Source organism: Neorhizobium sp. JUb45 (assembly GCF_004343585.1).
Classification (GTDB): Bacteria; Pseudomonadota; Alphaproteobacteria; order Rhizobiales; family Rhizobiaceae; genus Neorhizobium.
Window position 1 is genome coordinate 669483 of sequence record NZ_SLYW01000003.1, and the last position, 18379, is coordinate 687861.

17 protein-coding genes, 1 pseudogene and 1 riboswitch are annotated in these 18379 nt (G+C 59.7%); of the genes and pseudogenes, 8 read left to right on the forward strand and 10 right to left on the reverse strand.

The features are described 5' to 3' along the window. Positions 1-96 precede the first annotated feature (96 nt). A riboswitch (cobalamin riboswitch) is annotated at positions 97-310 on the reverse strand. Between the two features lie 325 nt (positions 311-635). From EDF70_RS15635 to EDF70_RS15650, 4 genes are all read right to left on the reverse strand, one after another. Then, the gene (locus EDF70_RS15635; RefSeq protein ID WP_132275169.1) at positions 636-998 is read right to left on the reverse strand and encodes a hypothetical protein; all 363 of its coding nucleotides are present in this window, start codon (positions 996-998) and stop codon (positions 636-638) included. A gap of 173 nt (positions 999-1171) precedes the next feature. Continuing rightward, positions 1172-2551: an HlyD family type I secretion periplasmic adaptor subunit gene (locus tag EDF70_RS15640; RefSeq protein ID WP_132275172.1), complete on the reverse strand. Its 1380-nt coding sequence runs from the start codon at positions 2549-2551 to the stop codon at positions 1172-1174. After that, positions 2548-4335: a type I secretion system permease/ATPase gene (locus tag EDF70_RS15645; RefSeq protein WP_207908262.1), complete on the reverse strand. Its 1788-nt coding sequence runs from the start codon at positions 4333-4335 to the stop codon at positions 2548-2550. Before EDF70_RS15645 ends, EDF70_RS15640 begins: the two co-directional genes overlap by 4 nt. 542 nt (positions 4336-4877) lie before the next feature. Beyond that, positions 4878-5081 carry a KTSC domain-containing protein gene (locus EDF70_RS15650; protein ID WP_132275190.1) on the reverse strand — a complete coding sequence of 68 codons (204 nt, stop codon included), beginning with the start codon at positions 5079-5081 and terminating at the stop codon, positions 4878-4880. Positions 5082-5362: 281 nt separating this feature from the next. On the opposite strand from EDF70_RS15650, the gene EDF70_RS15655 reads away from it, so the two are divergent. Then, positions 5363-6391: a LacI family DNA-binding transcriptional regulator gene (locus EDF70_RS15655; RefSeq protein ID WP_132275193.1), complete on the forward strand. Its 1029-nt coding sequence runs from the start codon at positions 5363-5365 to the stop codon at positions 6389-6391. 139 nt (positions 6392-6530) lie between these two features. Beyond that, on the forward strand, positions 6531-7490 hold the full coding sequence (locus EDF70_RS15660; protein WP_132275196.1) for a bile acid:sodium symporter family protein: 960 nt from the start codon (positions 6531-6533) through the stop codon (positions 7488-7490). Positions 7491-7547: 57 nt separating this feature from the next. On the opposite strand, the gene cysN is transcribed toward EDF70_RS15660, so the two are convergent. Genes cysN through EDF70_RS15675 form a run of 3 tightly spaced genes read right to left on the reverse strand, consistent with a single transcriptional unit; the run spans position 7548 to position 10820 of the window. Continuing rightward, positions 7548-9038 carry a sulfate adenylyltransferase subunit CysN gene (gene cysN, locus EDF70_RS15665; RefSeq protein WP_132275199.1) on the reverse strand — a complete coding sequence of 497 codons (1491 nt, stop codon included), beginning with the start codon at positions 9036-9038 and terminating at the stop codon, positions 7548-7550. Position 9039: 1 nt separating this feature from the next. Then, the gene (gene cysD / locus EDF70_RS15670; protein ID WP_132275201.1) at positions 9040-9993 is read right to left on the reverse strand and encodes a sulfate adenylyltransferase subunit CysD; all 954 of its coding nucleotides are present in this window, start codon (positions 9991-9993) and stop codon (positions 9040-9042) included. 47 nt (positions 9994-10040) lie between these two features. Beyond that, positions 10041-10820, reverse strand: coding sequence for a phosphoadenylyl-sulfate reductase (locus EDF70_RS15675; RefSeq protein ID WP_132275204.1), 780 nt, complete (start codon positions 10818-10820; stop codon positions 10041-10043). A gap of 480 nt (positions 10821-11300) precedes the next feature. Here EDF70_RS15675 and EDF70_RS15680 point away from each other — a divergent pair, with 480 nt between their 5' ends. Continuing rightward, the gene (locus tag EDF70_RS15680; RefSeq protein WP_132275207.1) at positions 11301-11756 is read left to right on the forward strand and encodes an Rrf2 family transcriptional regulator; all 456 of its coding nucleotides are present in this window, start codon (positions 11301-11303) and stop codon (positions 11754-11756) included. A gap of 15 nt (positions 11757-11771) precedes the next feature. Here EDF70_RS15680 and EDF70_RS15685 read toward each other — a convergent pair whose 3' ends face one another. Together EDF70_RS15685 and EDF70_RS15690 are read right to left on the reverse strand one after the other, a co-directional pair. After that, entirely contained in the window at positions 11772-12125 is a 354-nt protein-coding gene (locus EDF70_RS15685) for a helix-turn-helix transcriptional regulator (protein ID WP_245519188.1), read from the reverse strand. Further along, on the reverse strand, positions 12107-12454 hold the full coding sequence (locus EDF70_RS15690) for a type II toxin-antitoxin system RelE/ParE family toxin (RefSeq protein WP_132275209.1): 348 nt from the start codon (positions 12452-12454) through the stop codon (positions 12107-12109). The genes EDF70_RS15685 and EDF70_RS15690 overlap by 19 nt, the downstream gene beginning before the upstream one ends. A 331-nt stretch (positions 12455-12785) precedes the next feature. Between EDF70_RS15690 and EDF70_RS15695 the strand changes: the two genes are divergently transcribed. From EDF70_RS15695 to EDF70_RS15715, 5 genes are all read left to right on the forward strand, one after another. Next, positions 12786-13823, forward strand: coding sequence for a sulfate ABC transporter substrate-binding protein (locus EDF70_RS15695; protein ID WP_132275212.1), 1038 nt, complete (start codon positions 12786-12788; stop codon positions 13821-13823). 102 nt (positions 13824-13925) lie between these two features. Beyond that, the gene (gene cysT / locus EDF70_RS15700; RefSeq protein ID WP_132275215.1) at positions 13926-14783 is read left to right on the forward strand and encodes a sulfate ABC transporter permease subunit CysT; all 858 of its coding nucleotides are present in this window, start codon (positions 13926-13928) and stop codon (positions 14781-14783) included. Next, entirely contained in the window at positions 14776-15636 is an 861-nt protein-coding gene (cysW, locus tag EDF70_RS15705; RefSeq protein WP_165932042.1) for a sulfate ABC transporter permease subunit CysW, read from the forward strand. The genes cysT and cysW overlap by 8 nt, the downstream gene beginning before the upstream one ends. Before the next feature lie 12 nt (positions 15637-15648). Next, complete coding sequence (locus EDF70_RS15710) at positions 15649-16686, forward strand: sulfate/molybdate ABC transporter ATP-binding protein (RefSeq protein WP_132275220.1); 1038 nt, start codon at positions 15649-15651, stop codon at positions 16684-16686. Positions 16687-16814: 128 nt separating this feature from the next. Further along, positions 16815-18119, forward strand: a complete 1305-nt coding sequence (locus tag EDF70_RS15715; protein ID WP_132275223.1) for a GNAT family N-acetyltransferase — start codon at positions 16815-16817, stop codon at positions 18117-18119. A 6-nt stretch (positions 18120-18125) separates the two neighbouring features. Here the strand turns inward: EDF70_RS15715 and EDF70_RS15720 are convergent. Then, positions 18126-18269: pseudogene (locus tag EDF70_RS15720) on the reverse strand (EamA family transporter); the annotation flags it as partial. Positions 18270-18379 lie beyond the last annotated feature (110 nt).

An 18379-nucleotide genomic window follows, 5' to 3' on the forward strand; every position in this document is an offset into this window, starting at 1 on the left:
CCCCTATAAAGTTGGGGGCATGGGTCTGCGGACGCATAGCAAGATCGGCCGCGACGATGCAGCCTTTGCTACGGCACACTGGGACACCCCGCCCGTGGACGTTATTTCGCCAAAGGCAGGTCTCCTGGCTCACGGTTCATCACTTCCGTCCGTCTTCCCGGGGTAAACCAGTGACATATTGGACTTCAGCTCGCCGCTTACAGTTGCGGGGGCAGCGTCGGCTTTTCCGCATGACACGGAGCACCGACTTACCTCTTAGCCCAGGCACGTTGCAGGCAACGACCGGGGAACCTTAGGCATGGTGACCATATTGCAAGTTAAGTCGCCGGTCAACATCATATAACGATATCTTTATATCGTTAAGTCTCTGCTGCAGTTGTAGGTGCGGGCCAAATGATTGCATTCGGCATCAACAGAGGATTCTCGCAGGCGCAGGCTTGGGCCGCGGCAACCAAATATAGATGGCTGACTATCGGCGCAATTCCGACGGGCGCAGGTGAGCATGCGTGATGACCGCAATGGGGCGACCGCAGCCCTGGCATTCTCGCGTCTTCTCTCGTCCCCGAGACATCCAACCCCCAAAACGCAAACAGGCGGCCGAAGCCGCCTGTCCAAAATCTCGAGCCGAAACCGGATCAGCCGGCGGCCGGAACCAGCAGTTCTTCGCAATAGCTGGAACCCTTGGAGCCGGGGCGATCGGCAACGATACGGATGTCTCGGATGTTGTAATCCGAAGAAACCGTCAGCGTCGCCGCGCAGCTGACGCTGGCGCTCTTGCCATTTTCCATCTTGATGCGCTTGTAGCCGCCACGCCAGTTGTAGACGGTGGAGGAACCGCTTGCGACGTCGCTGTATTGCGGGCCATAGGCGGCAAAAAATTTGCCGGCCGACTGGCCGACCCAGCGTGCCGAAATCGGGTCCGACTTCAGGGGAGAAGCGGTGGTGCATGCGGAAAGCGCGACTGCGACGACAGCCAGCGCGGCAAGACGGGTGTTCATGGTTCTGGTGGCCCTTGTTGAAAAACCGGGCAGCCGTCCCGCCACCCTGGAAATGCAATATTTCGCAAGCGGCCTAGCAGATTTCCGTCATGTTTCGCGAGAGGCTTTCCCGCATCTGCGAAAAAACTTTAGCAATCGCACTTTTATGTCACGCTTTTGCTGCGGCAAACGCCTCAGTTCTCGCGCATGGCCCGTGCCACCTGGTCGGTCAGCGGTTTGACCAGATAGGAAAGCGCCGATCGTTCGCCCGATTGCACAAAGGTTTCCACCGGCATGCCGGCCACCAGCGTCAGGTCGCCCAGCTTGTTGCGCTCATCCTGAGGAATGGTGATGCGCGCCGAATACCAGCTTTCACCGGTCTGCTGGTTGTGGTTGAGGTCGGCCGACACCGTTTCGACAATGCCGTCGATCTCCGGCGTGGTGCGCTGGCTGAAGGCGGAAAACCGCAGGCCCGCTTTCTGGCCGGCGCGGACCTGATCGATATCGGCCGGCCGGATCTTTGTGTCGATCACCAGCTTGTCGTCGGTCGGCACGATCTGCATCACCGTTTCGCCGGGTGAAATCACCCCGCCGATCGTGTGCACAGCCAGTTCATGCACGATGCCGGCCTGTGGCGCGATGATGTCGATGCGCTTCAGCTGGTCTTCGGCGGCAATGCGCTGTTCAGCCAGTTCCGCCAGCTTGTTGTCGATGTCGCGCATCTCGGTCAGCACTTCGGCAAGGCGGTCCTGATCCAGTTGCAGGATCTGCAGTTCGGTTTCGGAAATGCGGGTGGCTGCGCGGGCAATCTCGGCAATCAGCTGGCCGCGTTCGCCATCCAGCTGCGCCTTGGTGCGTTGCAGTTCGGAAAGCCGGGTAAACTGCACCAGCCCTTGTTCGCTGAGGTTGGAAATGCGTCGCAACTCCTCGACCACCCAGGAGAGTTCCTCGTTCTTGGCGTCACGCCGCACTTCCAGCCCGGTGCGCTCCTGCTCGATCTGGCCGATCTGCTGGCGAAGCCGTCCCTTCTGGCCCTCCATCGTCTCGCGCCGCGCCCTGAACAGCGCCGTCTCGGCGGAGATGTATTCGGAAACGGCAGGCTCCGACAGGCGTCCGGCCAGATCGTCGGGCACCTTCAAATCCTTCTGCTCGTCACGCTCGGCAATCAGGCGCATGCGCCGCGCGCCCAGCTGGTCGATCTGCTTGGTGACGACCGAAAGGTTGGCGCGGGTAATGGTGTCGTCCAGCCGGATCAGCAATTCACCGGCTTTCACGCGGCTGCCGTCTGTCACGCGGATCTGGCCGATGATGCCGCCTTCGCGGTGCTGGATACGTTTGGCCGATCCTTCCACCACGATCGTGCCGGTGCCGATGACCGCGCTTGAAAGGTTGGCCGTCGCGGCCCAACCGCCGGCACCGACCACGAGGGCACCGACAGTGACCGCCGAGGCCAGAAGATAACGGCGAATGGCTTGTGATGCCGGCGTTTTGGGACCTTCCTCCAGCTTGAACCGCTCGAGAAACTGCAGCCGCTGGCGAAATCCGGGCCAAAGAGATTTCAGGTCGAATATCATATGGCGATCCTCTTGCCGGGCTTGCTGGCGTCCGGTGCCTCGGTCGTCTCGTTCTCGGCCAAGCCCGTGGCCGGTTTCGGTCGCTGGCCTTCTTCCGCCTGTCGCGTCGTCTTGCGCAACACTTCATCGCGCGGACCAAACGCCACCATCGCGCCGCCATTCATCACCAGCACATGGTCCAGCGCCTGAAGCGCGTTGGGCCGGTGGGCAACCACGATGATGATCGAGCCGGCCGCACGCACGGCGGTTATCGCGCGGGTCAGCGCCACTTCGCCTTCGGAATCCAGATTGGCATTCGGTTCGTCCAGCACGATCAGGAAAGGTTTGCCGTAAAGCGCGCGGGCAAGGCCGATGCGCTGGCGCTGGCCGCTGGAGAGAATGGCACCGTGATTGCCGATGGCGGTGTCGTAACCGTCTGCCATGGAGAGCACCAGATCATGCACGCCGGCAAGCTTTGCCGCCTCGATGATCAGCTCCGGGCTGGCTTCGGGCGAAAAGCGGCTGATGTTTTCGGCAATCGTGCCGTCGAACAGGTCGACGCCCTGCGGCAGATAGCCGATCGAGGGGCCAAGTGCTTCCGGGTCCCATTGGTTCAGTGCTGCGCCATCGAGGCGGATGCTGCCGCGCGCTGCCGGCCAGATGCCGACCAGCGCACGCGAAAGCGTCGATTTTCCCGATCCGCTGGGACCGATGATGCCCAGTCCCTGGCCGGCAAACAGGCTCAGCGAAACATCATGGATGATCGGCTTGGCGCTGCCGGGCGGAATGATGGCGAGGCCGGCAACCGACAGCGAGCGTTTTGGCGCCGGCAGCGGCATCGGGCTGCGGTCATTGCCATAACGCTCCAGCGTTTCCTCCAGCCGGCGGCGCGACTGGCGAGCATTGATGAAACTGCGCCACTGGCCGATCACCATCTCGATCGGCGACAGCGCCTTCGAGGTCAGGATGGACGAGGCGATGATGGCGCCGGGGGAGGCCAGTTGCTGGATCACCAGCCAGGCGCCGAGCGCCAGAATGGCCGATTGCAGCGCCATGCGAAAGATCTTCGAGACGGCCGAAAAGCTGGCGGTCAGGTCGCTGGTTGCCGTCTGGCCCTCGACGTAGCGGCGGTTCACCTCGTCGAAGCGGGCGGCATAGGCGCTGCGCATGCCCATCGCATGCAGCGGTTCGGCATTGCGTTTCCCCGCCTCAACCAGTTCCCAGCGGGCCGAAACCAGCTGCGACAGTTTTCGCGTCGGGTCGCGCAACAGGAATTCGCTGGAGAATGTCAGCGCCATCAGGAAGGCGGCGCCGGCCAGCGCCGCATAACCGAAATAGGGATGGAAGATATAGAGGATGATGATGTAGAGCGGCATCCACGGCAGGTCGCAGATGGCGATCGGGCCGGAACCGCTCATGAAGCCGCGGATCTGGTCGAGATCACGCAGCGGCTGCGAAACCGCATCGCCTCGCGCCATGTTGAGCGGCAGCGACAGCACCGTGTTGAAAGTGGGATCGCTCAGCTGTTCGTCGATACGCCGGCCGATCTGCAAAAGGATTTTCGAGCGCATCATTTCCAGAACGCCGAGAAAGGCATAGATGCCGAGCGCAAGCAGGGTCAGTGCGACGAGTGTCGGCACGCTGCGGCTGGTCAGAACCCGGTCATAGACCTGCATCATGAACAGCGGACCGGTCAGCATCAGGATATTGGTCACCGCACTCAGTGCGGCAATGCCGTAAAAGGCCTTGCGGGTTTCCGTCAGCGCGGATGCCACGCGCGTACGCCGACCCCCTGATGAAGCCATCTCACTCACCCTTTAAAAATGTCCGGGATCGATACACGCCTTGAACTTTGACATCATTGATGCCCGGTGTTCATTTTAGGTCAGAGATCTCTAATAAACGTAAATCCGGCCAAAGCATGTTCGCATCCGCGAAAAATGTTGCAATGCCCGCAACGTCATTGCTGCGGAAAATGGATTTTTGCCGGCGCTTTTGAAAATTCTCCGGTTGCTGCACCGCCGCATGCCAATGAAACAATTTTGAACGATCAGGTCGGAAAACGCCAACCGCAGGTCTTAAATTATGTTAAGTATGTGTTTGCAGTGCGGGTGAATGTGTCTCGAAACGAGGCATTTTTCAGGAGGAATCGCATTTGCGGCGTTTGAAGGGCAACTTTCAGGCTATGAATTCGTTAAGGAAATAGGCCGGTCGGGAGCCGGTTGGAGACAATAGGGAGGAATTCACCATGCAAGGACACGTGTCGGGCTATCTTCTGTCGCTACAGATCTCCCTTTACATGTGGGCGGTGATCATCGTCGGCGGGTATACGCTTCTGACCTGATGACTACAGAGACGGATATTTTCCGCGGATCTCGGTCATGTAATAATTGCCGGGTGAGGCCGCGACCGTGAGGCCGACCACCTGGCCCTTCGAGACCCCGGAATAGGCCCTGCGTTCGCCATTATAGAGAAAAACCGTGAGGTTTTTTTCGTCCTCGTCGTAATCGATCGCTTCAATCAGCTTGGATTGAATGCTGATGATTGCCATGGCCCACCTCTTTTTTGGTTAAAACACGGCTGGACGCCAGCTGCATCCTGCGGGTCCATTGTGATCGAAATGCGTCAAATGACAAAAAATCTGTCACTTGTTCCGATCATGGATTACACTCCATCCTATCGAACTGCATAAAGCCACCTGCATGACCAATAACGAAGCCAGCCTCCAGTGTGAGGTAAGCTCGGATTGCTGAAAGATTGAGGGTATCTTCGGCATCGAGTTGCGGGCAATCCGTGAGGAATGCCCAAGGCTTGAAGGAATAGGGGGCAGGCATGCGCCAGAAGCGTATAAGGGGCGAACGCACCACGCTGCTTGATGTCGCCACCAAGGCTGGCGTCAGCGCGATCACCGTTTCGCGGGCACTGCGCGAGCCGGATCGGGTTTCGGAAGAATTGCGCGAGCGGATTTTCCGGGTCGTCGCAGAAACCGGCTATGTACCTGATTTTGCCGCAAGAGCATTGGCCAGCCGCCACAACGGCATCGTCTGCGCGCTGATCCCGGAAGTCAGTAGTCTTGCGGTGATGAACATAATCCATGGCATCGAGGCGCGGCTGCAGGATACCGACCTGCGAATACAATATGCCAATGCCTGGCGGGATCCGGAAAAGGAAAAACGCCAGCTGGAAATGTTCATGTCGCAGCATCCGGCGGGCATTCTGGTTGCCGGCGGGCAGAACCAGCAGGTTATTGCCAATCTCATCCTGAGCGCCAAATGTCCCGTCGTCCATATGATCGACATCAACCTGACGGCACTCGGCACCGTCGTTGGATCCGATCACTGCACAGCCGCCAAGGTTGCCGTGCGCCACCTGCTCGATTGCGGTTATCGCCGCATCGCCATTCTTGGCGCGGGCGTTGATCTGCGTGTGCAACGACGGCTGGAAGGTTATCGCGTCATGCTGGAGGCGGAAGGTCTCTTCGACCAAAACCTGGTGATGATGTTGCCGGAATCGACATCGGTCCCGTTAGGATGTCGCATGCTGGGTGAGATGATCGAGCGCCATCCGGATGTCGATGCCGTCTTCTGCCTCAACGATGACCTTGCTCTCGGGGCATATTTCGAATGCAAGCGGCGCGGCATAAACGTGCCGGAGGATTTTGGCATCTGCGGCTATAACGATGTGAATTTCGCAGCCGTTGCCGAACCGCCACTGACGACGGTGCGCATCCCGCGATACGACATGGGCTACCGCGCCGCCGATCTTCTGATCCGCCAGATCAATGGCGAGAAGAGCGCCAAACAGTCGATCGATCTGGGGTTCGAGCTGAAGGTGAGGGGGACGACCCGCCACCGCCTTTAAAGCAATCCTCTGATCCAATATCAGCAAACACCACATCCAGCGTGTGTCCGTACCGAACCGTACGGTTTTGCCTGCAATCGACCTTGACCCGTATCGTGGTGGGTCTATTGCGCCTCCTTTCCCGTATGGAGGCCTCCTTTTGAAAGCGTTGACATCTTTTTCCAGCTTCGTCGGCAGAACATTTGCCGTCTGGGTTATCATTTTTGCCGTGCTCGGCTTTTTTCTGCCCGACCTCTTCAAGCTGGTGGCGCCCTATATCGTCATTCTGCTGGGCATCATCATGTTCGGCATGGGCCTGACCATCTCCGTCGATGATTTCAAGGAACTGGCCCGCCGCCCGTTCGAGGTGGCGATCGGCGTTGTCGCCCATTTCGCCATCATGCCGGCGCTGGCGCTGCTGTTGACCATCCTCATTCCGATGCCGCCCGAAGTCGCAGCCGGTGTCATCCTTGTCGGCTGTTGCCCCGGCGGCACCTCCAGCAATGTCATGACCTATCTTGCCAAGGGCGACGTGGCGCTGTCGGTTGCCTGCACCTCGGTCACCACGCTTGCCGCACCCATCGTCACACCATTTCTGGTCTGGATGTTCGCCAGCCAGTATCTGCCGGTTGATGGCTGGGCGATGTTCATCTCGATCGTCGAGGTCATTCTGGTGCCGCTGGCGCTGGGTTTCCTGGCGCAGAAACTGGTGCCCGGCGCCGTTCGCGCGGCGCTGCCGGTCCTACCGTTGGTCAGTGTCGTCGGCATCGTTCTGATCGTCGCCGCCGTGGTGGGCGCCAGCAAAGGCGCCATTGCCCAGTCCGGCCTGCTGATCTTTGTCGTCGTCGTTCTGCACAACGGATTGGGTTACCTGCTGGGCTTCTTCGCCGCCAAGGCTTTTGGACTGAGCTTTTACAAACAGAAGGCACTCGCGATCGAGGTCGGCATGCAGAACAGCGGTCTGGGTGCAGCACTCGCTACAGCCTATTTCTCGCCACTGGCCGCGGTGCCGAGCGCCATCTTCAGCGTCTGGCACAATATTTCCGGCGCGCTTCTGGCCAATTATTTCGCCAGCCGCAGCAAGGATGAGGAAGCAGGCAAGGCGCCTGTATTCCATTGATGAAAAAGGAAAGGGCCGCGTTTGCGGCCCTTGTCGGTTCTGGAGGAGGAGCCGGGCTCAGATATCGCTGCCGGCATTGCGCCACAACGTTGCCGCTTCCGCTGCCGTCAGACGCTTGATCTCGGCCTCATCGCGGCGGTTGGCAAACAGGTCGCTGGCCATCAGCTGTTCGGCGAGATCCGCTGGTAGTGACAGAACCACCCGGTCACCCTCACGTTTCAACCCGCCAAGATTGGCGCGCTTGCCGGTAATCATGCCGCCGGCCACCGTGTTCAGCGTGTCCGGGTCGATCAGGATGAAGGCACCAGTGGCGCGGTTCTGCTCGTAAGCGTCGAAAACCGCGGTTTCCTCGAAGGCGAGGCGCACCTTGCCGATGGCGTTCATGGCCAGCGTCGACGCATGCGGACGCCACTGACCGGAGGCAAGGTCGAGCTGTGATAACGGCTCGATCGAAACACGCTGGCGGCGCGAACCACTTTTTAGCCAGTAGCGCTTGCCGGGCTCGATGCCGCCCTGCTGAAGCGCCACAAGCTGCGCATCGAAGGCGGTGCCGGTCAGCGGCTGGGCATCGATCGACACGATCAGGTCGCCACGCGCCACGTCCACCTGCCTATCCAGCACGAGTGTGATGGCATCGCCGGCAACGGCGGCATTGCGCACCAGATCGAAGGTGACGATCTGGCTGACATTGGCAACCGTGCCGGAAGGCAGGATCACAACCGAGTCACCCGGCTTGATCGCGCCACCGGCAACCGTGCCCTGATAGCCGCGAAAACTTTCGCCGGGGCGCACCACGCGCTGCACCGGCATGCGGAAACCGCCGGCCTGGGTGGAGCGCGCCGTTGCCAGTTCCAGCGCCTCGATCAGCGTCGGGCCTTCATACCACGGCATGGCATCGGAAGCGGGCGCCACGACGTTTTCGCCCTTCAGCGCCGACATCGGAATGGCGGTGATCTGGCGTACGCCGAGCGACAGTGCAAACTCCCGGAACTCGTGGCTGATACGGTCGAAGATCTCGCGGTCGTAGTTGACGAGGTCGAACTTGTTGACCGCCAGAATGAACTGGCGGATGCCCATCAGCGAGGCGATCGTGGCGTGGCGGCGGGTCTGTTCCAGCAGGCCGACGCGGGCATCGGCCAGAAGCACGGCCAGATCGGCGGTCGAGGCGCCGGTCGCCATGTTGCGGGTATATTGTTCATGGCCGGGCGTATCGGCAACGATGAACGACCGCCGGTCGGTCGAAAAATAGCGATAGGCAACATCGATGGTGATGCCCTGTTCGCGCTCGGCCTGCAGGCCGTCGAGCAGAAGCGCGAAATCGGGCAGGCCCAGATCGTTCTGGGCGCCGCTGTCGCGGGCAAGGCTTGCCGCCTGGTCTTCCTTCACCGCCTTGGTATCCCAGAGCAGGCGGCCGATCAGCGTCGACTTGCCGTCATCGACGGAGCCGCAGGTGATCAGGCGTAACGGCCGTGTGTCACGGTGGACGCGGGCGGCAGATTCCGCAAATGGCAGTATGGTCGCGGATGTGGTTGCTGCAGATGCGCTCATGTCAAAAATATCCTTCGCGCTTCTTCTTTTCCATGGAGCCCGACTGGTCGCGATCGATGGCGCGGCCCTGACGTTCGGAAACGGTGGCGATTTCCAGTTCGGCGATAACCTCATCGAGATTGGATGCGGTCGAGCGGATGGCGCCGGTCAGCGGGAAGCAGCCGAGCGTGCGGAAGCGGATCGAACCGTGTTTCACCTCTTCGCCGGGCAACAATTCCAGTCGCGGGTCTTCGGCCAAAATCATCATGCCGTCGCGCTCCACGTAAGGGCGCTCTGCGGCGTAATAGAGCGGCACGAGAGGGATGTCTTCCGCCTGTATGTAGCGCCAGATATCCACTTCGGTCCAGTTCGACAGCGGGAAGGCGCGCACGCTTTCACCCTTGCGGATCATGCCGTTATAGACATTCCACAGTTCCGGGCGCTGGTTGCGCGGGTCCCATTTGTGGTCGGGCGTGCGGAAGGAATAGATGCGCTCCTTGGCGCGGCTCGCTTCCTCGTCGCGGCGGGCACCGCCGAAAGCGGCATCGTAACCGCCGGCATCCAGTGCCTGCTTCAAGGCTTCCGTCTTCATCACGTCGGTATAGAAGGCCGATCCATGGGTGAATGGCGTAATGCCTTCTTCCTTGCCGCGCGTGTTGGTGTGCACGACGAGGTCGAGATCGTATTCTTCGGCGATGCGATCGCGGAACTCGATCATCTCCTTGAACTTCCACGTCGTGTCGACATGCAGAAGCGGAAAAGGCACGCGGCCGGGAAAGAATGCCTTTCGCGCCAGATGCAGCAGGACGGATGAATCCTTGCCGATCGAATAGAGCATGACCGGGTTATCGAACTCGGCCGCGACCTCGCGAAAGATATGGATGGCTTCGTTTTCGAGGGCCTTCAGATGCGGATCGAGCGGTGGTCTGGAAACGGGCGGGTTCTTGATTTCCGTTTCCTGTACGGACAGGGGCATTTCGGTCTCCGGGGTATTCGTACAAACACAAGAGTTTGGCGTGACCGTCAGCGGACGGAATTTGCCGTGAAACTGGCCTGGGAAACAGGCTGAGCGTCGTTTTCGGTTGCCTGAACATCAGGTACATGCAGACCGCATTCGCGCTTTTCGTCGTTTTCCCACCACCATCGCCCGGCGCGTTCTGGTTCGCCGGGCTTGATGGCGCGGGTACAGGGCTCGCAGCCGATCGAGGGATAACCGCGGGCATGCAGCGGATTGACGGGGATCGCCTCTGCCGAGACATGCGCCTTGATCGTCTCGATGTCCCAGTCGGCCAGCGGATTGACCTTGAGCAGACCGCGCTCGGCATCGAACTCCACGAACGGTGTCGTCGCGCGGTTGCCGGACTGGCCGCGGCGCAGGCCGGTGATCCAGACTTCGGCGCCGGACAGTGCCTTGGCCAGCGGGATCAGCTTCCTGACATGACAGCAGGCATGACGGGCTTCGACGCTGTCGTAGAAGCCGTTCAACCCAAACTTTTCGGCATAGGCGTCGATATCGTCCTGCTCGGGATAGAAACGCTCGATTGCTATATCGTAGCGCTCCTCCGTCTCGGCGATCAGGTCGACGGTTTCCTTGAACAGGCGACCGGTTTCCAGCGTCGAGACATTGATGGGCAGGCGATGGGTGCCGATGGCAGCGGTGATCACCTGGTCCTCGATGCCGAGAGACGTGGTGAACACGGCACGACCGAGCGTTGCCGCGAGCGAAAGACGGCCGGCAAGGTCGAGATCTGCAAATTGGCTATCGAGAGAGGCAATCTCCGCGGAGGCGGCATGAACTGACATGACTACATTCCGTTTTCAGTGATCGGATTATCCTTGTCGAAGAGCCGATTGACCAGAAAAACGGGTTTCAACCTGAGCGAAGGTTGAGCAAATATCTCTCCAAACGCATGAACGCGGAGAAAACTGGCTCATATGCCCGAAAATCCGGGGATTTGTCGTGTTTCACGCCGGTTTGTGCGCGTGTCGCATGGGGGATGGAATGCTGTCTCGCCAGCGACGTTCGTGACCCCTGTGGCGGGTCGATCGGCAGAAGCCTTCACGAAAGGCGTCTCCACGTTAATCAACGTCAGTAATATTTACTCGCTGCGGCGCGGCATTCGTTTGTAATCGTTTATCATTTGGGCTAGGCAGAAGGTGTCGCACGTCAAACGTGTTTTGGCGGCGCCGGAGCCTCTTAAGATCACCTCCGCGAATTCTCGAAACTGAGATCTTCCGCGTTTCGCCGCTTTTGGCGGGGCGTGAGGATATGATGGTCGCGTTATGATATCGCAGAAAGCGAAATATGCGCTGAGAGCGCTGGCCGCACTCGCGCAGGCTCGCCCTGAAGAGCCGATGATGATCTCCGAGATTGCCCTGCAGCAGAGCATCCCGAAGAAATTCCTCGAGCAGATTTTGCTCGACCTCAAGCGTTCTGGCATGGTCGAAAGCCGGCGTGGCAAGCAGGGCGGTTATCTGCTGCTGAAGGCGGCAAACGACATCACCTTCGGCGAGGTCCTGCGTCTGGTCGACGGCCCGATCGCGCCGCTGCCCTGCCTGTCGCAGACAGCCTACCGCAAATGCGAGGATTGCGACGGTGAGCACTTGTGCGAAATCCGCCACGTCTTTGCCCGTGTCGCCGATGCCACCCGCGATGTTCTGTTCAACACCACGATCGCCGATGCGGTCGAAGGGGCAGCAGTCGCCAAGGCGCCGGTGCGGGAACTGCTGACGGCGTGAAGCACGGAAGCCGTGTCAGGGCTTGTCGGATCGTCTGATGTAAACCCTTGGATCGAAATCCACCCTCTGCGTATTTCCATCAGGGGTTTTCAGGACGAGTTCGACGCTCCCACCCATCGAATGCACGTAGCGCACGATCGATGACACCAGCACGTCATCGGCGTGCTCGATTTTCGAGATGGTATTTTGGGTCATCGCGGCCTTTTGGGCCAGTTCCTGCTGCGTAAGGCCGGTCGCTTTTCGCAGTTCTGCAAGCGCGTTGCCCATACGACGAGCTTCGCGTTTTGCATCGAGTTCCGCTCTCACATCCTGCGGCAATTCTGCGCGCAAATCTTTCCAGTCGGTACCCGTCATCTTCTTCCCAGCCATGAATCGAACCTCATATCGGCTTTGGCGATCAGCTTTTTGTAGAAAAGGTCCTCGTTCATGCCCTGCTTGTCGCCGCCGCATAAAATGATCGCAGATTGATCAGGATCGAAGGCAAAGGCGAAACGCCAGATTTCCCGCCCGAACCGGACGCGGATTTCCTTCATGTTAGCATGCCTGGAGCCATTGAACGTGTCCACCTCCGGGCGGCCGAGAAATGGCCCGCTGTCTTCAAGATGGTCCAAAACTTCGCCGGTAATCTTTTTCAGTTCCATCACCAGCTGTTTCCACTCAGGCACAAAGTCATCGTGAAATATCACCCGATAAGGCATGTCTCTTCCATTTATATCTTTAAAGATATTTGATCAAGATATCCGCACTTAGCCGCAGAGTGGTTTGGTTGGACTGGAGGCATGATCGATTAGGCCGAAGAGCGGTGCCGAACAACCATGGAATTCGAGGGAAAAAGCAGTTTCTGTCCGAACTCCCTTTCCGTCCCATGGCCTTTTCCCAATGCGACCATTCTGTGCATTAGCCCTCTCGCCACGCATTCTTTGTCGCCTGAACCCGCTCAAGGGAAACAGTTTTGCCTTCTTTTTGCCGCGAATTGACTAACTCGACCTGACCGCTAGTGTTTAGCCACCAGAACACAGGAGAGACCTCATGCTGAATTTTACCGATGGAATTGGAAAGCGACTGCTGGCTGTCGCCCTCGGCGTGACGCTCGCTGCCGGAAGCGTGGCACCGGCCTTCGCGGCCTCCCAGCTCCTCAACGTGTCCTATGATCCGACCCGCGAGCTCTACAAGGATTTCAACGCCGCCTTCATCAAGCACTGGAAGGCAGAGGGCGGTGATGATGTCACCATCCGCCAGTCGCATGGCGGCTCCGGTGCGCAGGCGCGCTCCGTCATCGATGGTCTCGATGCCGATGTCGTGACGCTGGCGCTCGAAAGCGATATCAACGCCATCCAGAAGACCGGCAAGATCAAGGAAGACTGGCGCACCCGCCTTCCCAACAATGCTTCGCCCTACACATCGACGATCGTCTTCCTTGTCCGCAAGGGCAATCCGAAGGGCATCAAGAACTGGGGCGATCTCGTAAAGGGTGACGTGCAGATCGTCACGCCGAACCCGAAAACCTCTGGCGGCGCCCGCTGGAACTATCTTGCTGCCTGGGCCTGGGCCAATGAAGAGTTCAAGGGCGACCAGGACAAGATCAAGGCTTACATCGCCGATCTCTACAAGCGTGCGCCTGTACTCGACACCGGTGCTCGCGGCTCGACGGTCACCTTCGCACAGCGCCAGATCGGCGACGTTCTGCTTGCCTGGGAAAACGAGGCCTACCTCGCCGGTGAGGAATTCGGCAAGGACGCGTTCGATATCGTCGTGCCGCCGATCTCCATCCTCGCCGAGCCGCCGGTCTCCGTCGTCGACAGCGTCGTTGATGCCAAGGGCACCCGCAAGGTGGCGGAAGCCTACCTGCAGTATCTCTACTCGGACGAAGGCCAGAACATCGCGGCCAAACACTTCTATCGCCCGTCGAAGCGCGAGGTCGTGAAGCCTGAACTCCTGAAGCAGCTGCCGGATATCAAGCTCGTCACCATCGACGATCCGCTGTTCGGCGGCTGGAAGAAGGCGCAGCCGGAACATTTCGGTGATGGCGGTATCTTCGACCAGATCTACAAGCCCGGCGCCAAGTAATCCCACCCCTTGAACTTGGCCAAGTGACACTGACGGCACGGTGCGGTAGTTTTATCCGCACCGTTGCCATGTTGGGCCTGTATCTCGAACCCGGAAGCAAGCATGACCGCATCCGCCACCGCTTCGAAGGCGGGCTGGAGAGTAAAGCAGCCGAGCATCATACCGGGGTTCGGTCTGACACTCGGCTTTTCGCTCGCCTACCTGTCGCTGATCATTCTCATTCCTATCGCCGGCCTGCTCTGGCGCACGGCCGAACTCGGCTGGTCCGGCTTCCTCGCCATCCTCATGGATGAGCGCACCATCCGCGCCCTTTACGTCTCGTTCGGCACTGCTTTTGCGGCGGCCCTGATCAATGTCGTGTTCGGCACGCTGCTGGCCTGGGTGCTCACCCGTTACCGTTTTCCCGGCCGCCGGCTGATCGATGCCATGGTCGACCTGCCGTTTGCGCTGCCGACGGCTGTAGCCGGCATCGCCTTCGCCTCTCTTTATGCGCCGAATGGCTGGGTCGGTTCGTTGTTCATGCCGTTCCGCATTGCCTACACGCCTTATGGCATCGTCATCGCGTTGATCTTCATCGGCCTGCCCTTCGTGGTGCGCACGGTGCAGCCGATCATGGAAGAGATCGACCGTGAGGTGGAAGAGGCCGCCGCAACGCTCGGCGCCAATCGTTTCCAGACCATTTTTCAGGTCCTGCTGCCGGGCCTGACGCCTGCGATCCTGACAGGCTTCGCGCTCGCCTTCGCACGCGGCGTCGGTGAATACGGCTCGGTCATCTTCATCGCCGGAAATATTCCTTACGTTTCGGAAATCGCGCCGCTTCTGATCGTCATCCGGCTGGAAGAGTTCAACTATGCGGGCGCAACAGCCATCGCCACGATCATGCTGCTGATCTCTTTTGCCATGCTTCTGGTGATCAATCTTATCCAGGCCTGGAGCCGTGGGAGGTATGGCAATGCGTGATAACCGCCGCGCGTCCTTCCGCAATCCCGCCGATGAAAGCCTCGTCACCAAAGTCCTGCTCGTTGCGCTGACCTTGGTTTTCCTCGCCTTCTTTCTCTTCCTACCGCTGGTCTCGGTTTTCGTCGAGGCGTTCCGCGATGGTTGGGGCGCTTACGAGGAAGCCCTGATCGAGCCCGATGCCTGGGCGGCCATTCGGCTGACGCTGACGGTCGCTGCCATCGCGGTACCGCTCAACGTCGTTTTCGGCGTGGCGGCAGCGTGGGCAATCGCCAAGTTCGAATTCAAGGGCAAGGCTTTTCTGATCACCCTGATCGACCTGCCTTTCTCCATCTCCCCGGTCATTTCCGGCCTCGTCTATGTTCTGCTGTTCGGAAGTGCTAGCCTGCTGGGGCCGTGGCTGAAAAGTTATGGTATCGAGATCCTGTTTGCCGTGCCCGGCATCGTGCTCGCCACCGTCTTCGTCACTTTTCCCTTCGTGGCGCGCGAACTCATCCCGCTCATGCAGGACCAGGGCACCGGCGACGAGGAAGCGGCGCTGTCGCTTGGCGCCTCCGGCTGGCAGACCTTCTGGTACGTGACGCTGCCCAATATCAAATGGGGCCTGCTCTACGGCGTGCTGCTGTGTAATGCCCGCGCCATGGGCGAGTTCGGGGCGGTGTCGGTCGTCTCTGGCCGTATCCGCGGCCTCACCAACACCATGCCGCTGCATGTCGAAATCCTCTATAATGAGTACAACATGGTCGCGGCTTTCGCGGTGGCATCGCTGCTCGCGCTTCTGGCGCTCGTCACCCTCGCATTGAAAACCTTTCTCGAACTTCGGTTCGGTGCCGGCGCCGCCGGCGGCAGACATTAAAAGGCCGATCGCATGGAAGTTCGCATCAACAATATCCGCAAGGAATTCGACCGTTTTGCCGCGCTGAACGAGGTGTCGCTCGATATCGCGTCCGGCGAACTGATCGCCCTGCTCGGTCCATCCGGCTCCGGCAAGACCACGCTTCTGCGCCTGATCGCCGGCCTGGATTTCCCGACCGACGGCCAAATCTTCTTCGGGGAAGAGGATGCCTCGCATAGCAGCGTGCAGGAGCGCAATGTCGGTTTCGTGTTCCAGCATTACGCGCTGTTCCGCCACATGACGGTGGCCGAAAACATCGGTTTCGGTCTGAAAGTGCGCCCTTCGGCCACGCGCCCCCCCAAGGCCGAAATCCGCAAAAAGGTCTCCGACCTGCTGGACATGGTGCAGCTGTCCGGCTTGGAAAACCGCTATCCGAACCAGCTCTCCGGCGGCCAGCGCCAGCGCGTCGCGCTTGCCCGCGCCATGGCCATCGAACCACGTATCCTTTTGCTCGACGAACCTTTTGGCGCGCTTGATGCGAAGGTCCGCAAGGAGTTGCGCCGCTGGCTGCGCGAATTCCATGATCGCACCGGCCACACAACCGTCTTCGTCACCCACGATCAGGAAGAGGCGCTGGAACTCGCGGATCGCGTCGTGGTCATGAGCCAGGGCAAGATCGAGCAGGTCGGCTCGGCCGATGATGTCTATGACCGGCCGCAATCGCCCTTCGTGTTTTCGTTCATTGGCGAATCCTCACATCTGCCGGTCGAAGTGAAGGATGGCACGGTGCTGTTCCAGGGTGAGCCGGTTGGTCTTTCGGAAAGCGCCGATACCGCCGGTGACCTGTTCTTCCGCCCGGAAGATGTGACGCTGACCGATGAAGCGCATGCGCTGTCGGGCAAGGTGACCGCCTCTCGCCGGCTTGCCGGAACGCGTATCGCCGAGATCGACATCGCCAATAATGGCCATGCGCCCTTTCACGTGGAAATCGAGGTGCCGTTGCATGCGCCGATCGAACTCGGTTCGGAAGCACGTTTCCGCCCGACGCGATGGAAGATCTTTTCGAAATGAATTGAAATGGAGGCGGGTCGGGCAGGCCGAAAAATCTGTCTCCCGCCTCTCTTCCACCTGAACGCGTAAGCTTCGGTAAATGAAACTTCGCTAAAGAAAGCCTGGATTGTCTTTCTAACAGGTTCCAGATGGCGCAGAGTGCCCCTAATTCCGCTGTTGTGTCTGCGGTGCGTGATACGCATGCGATCGCGACACAATCCGCGGGAAAACCGCAGCGACTGCAGGATCCCAGCCTGCCTGTCTTCTTTCTGCTCGTCGCTGCGACGGCGCTGTTGGCGACAGTTCTGCTGGTCGATGGCAACCTGTTTACGCGCGGCTGGCAATTTTTGATGTCATGGCTTTTAGGTGAAACGGATCAGATGCATCTCGCAACGCTTTCTTTTGCCAGCGGCTGGACCGGCCGGCGCCTGAAAACCGCAAAAACTGACGATATCACGCCCTCGCGCGAGGAAATCGATCGCGCCATCGCGCTTCTCGACAGCCAGCCCAATGCCAGCGCCGGCCTCGTGCGGCTGGGTGACAAGAACGTGCTGTTTTCCGATTGCGGCAACGCCTTCATCATGTATGCCCGCCAGGGCCGTTCGCTTGTCGCCCTATTCGATCCGGTCGGACCCAGCGAGCTCTGGCCCGACCTGCTGCAAAAATTCATCGCAGCCGCCCGCAGGCAACGGTGCCGTCCGGTCTTCTATCAGGTCTCCACCGAGTTTCTGCCGCATGCCTTCGATAGCGGCCTGCGCCCCTACAAGCTTGGCGAACAGGCGGTGGTGGATCTCACGCGTTTTGATCTGAAGGGTGGCGCCTGGCTAAAACTTCGCCGCTCGATCAACCGTGCCGAACGCGATGGTCTGGAATTTTCGATGTTGCCGGTCGAGCAGGTGCCGGATGTCATCGACGAACTTTTATCCGTCTCGCGCACATGGCTTGCGGCCCACAATGCTTCCGAAAAAGGCTTTTCACTGGGCACGTTCGATCCCGCCTATGTGAAGGCCGGCCCGGTTGCCGTCATCCGCATCGAGGGGCGCATCGTCGCTTTCGCCAGCATTCTCGAAGCCGGCCAGCATGGCGATGCCTTCATCGATCTCATGCGCCATATTCCAGATACCCATCGCGGCATGATGGATCTTCTGTTCGTGCGCATCATGGAGCATATGAAAGCGCGCGGTTTTCGCACGCTCAACCTCGGCATGGCGCCGCTGGCCGGTCTTGTCGACCATCGCTACGCGCCGCTCTGGAACCATTTTGGTCGGCAGGTTTTCCAGTTCGGCGAGCGGTTCTACAATTTCCGTGGCGTGCAGGCTTTCAAGTCGAAATTCGATCCGGTCTGGCAGCCGCGTTATCTGGTGGTCGCCGGTCGTCGCGGCATGCCGATGGCATCGCTTTACGATGTCACAATGCTGATCGGCGGCGGTCTCAAGGGTGTTTTCCGCCGATAAAACCAATCAGCCGCGATAGGCAACAAGCACCGCACCGGCTGCAATGAAGCAGACGCCGAGCCAGTTCGGCAGAGACAGCTTTTCGCCCAGAAAGGTGACGCCGAACACGGCGACCAGCACGACGCTCATCTTGTCGATCGGTGCCACGCGGACACCACCGCCCAGAATTGCCAGCTCAGAAGCATGGGTTGCTGCCTGTTCGAATCTCTAATGCTCTCCCGCCGTAGACCCTAGCGCAGTCAGGCATAGCGCGTAAGGCG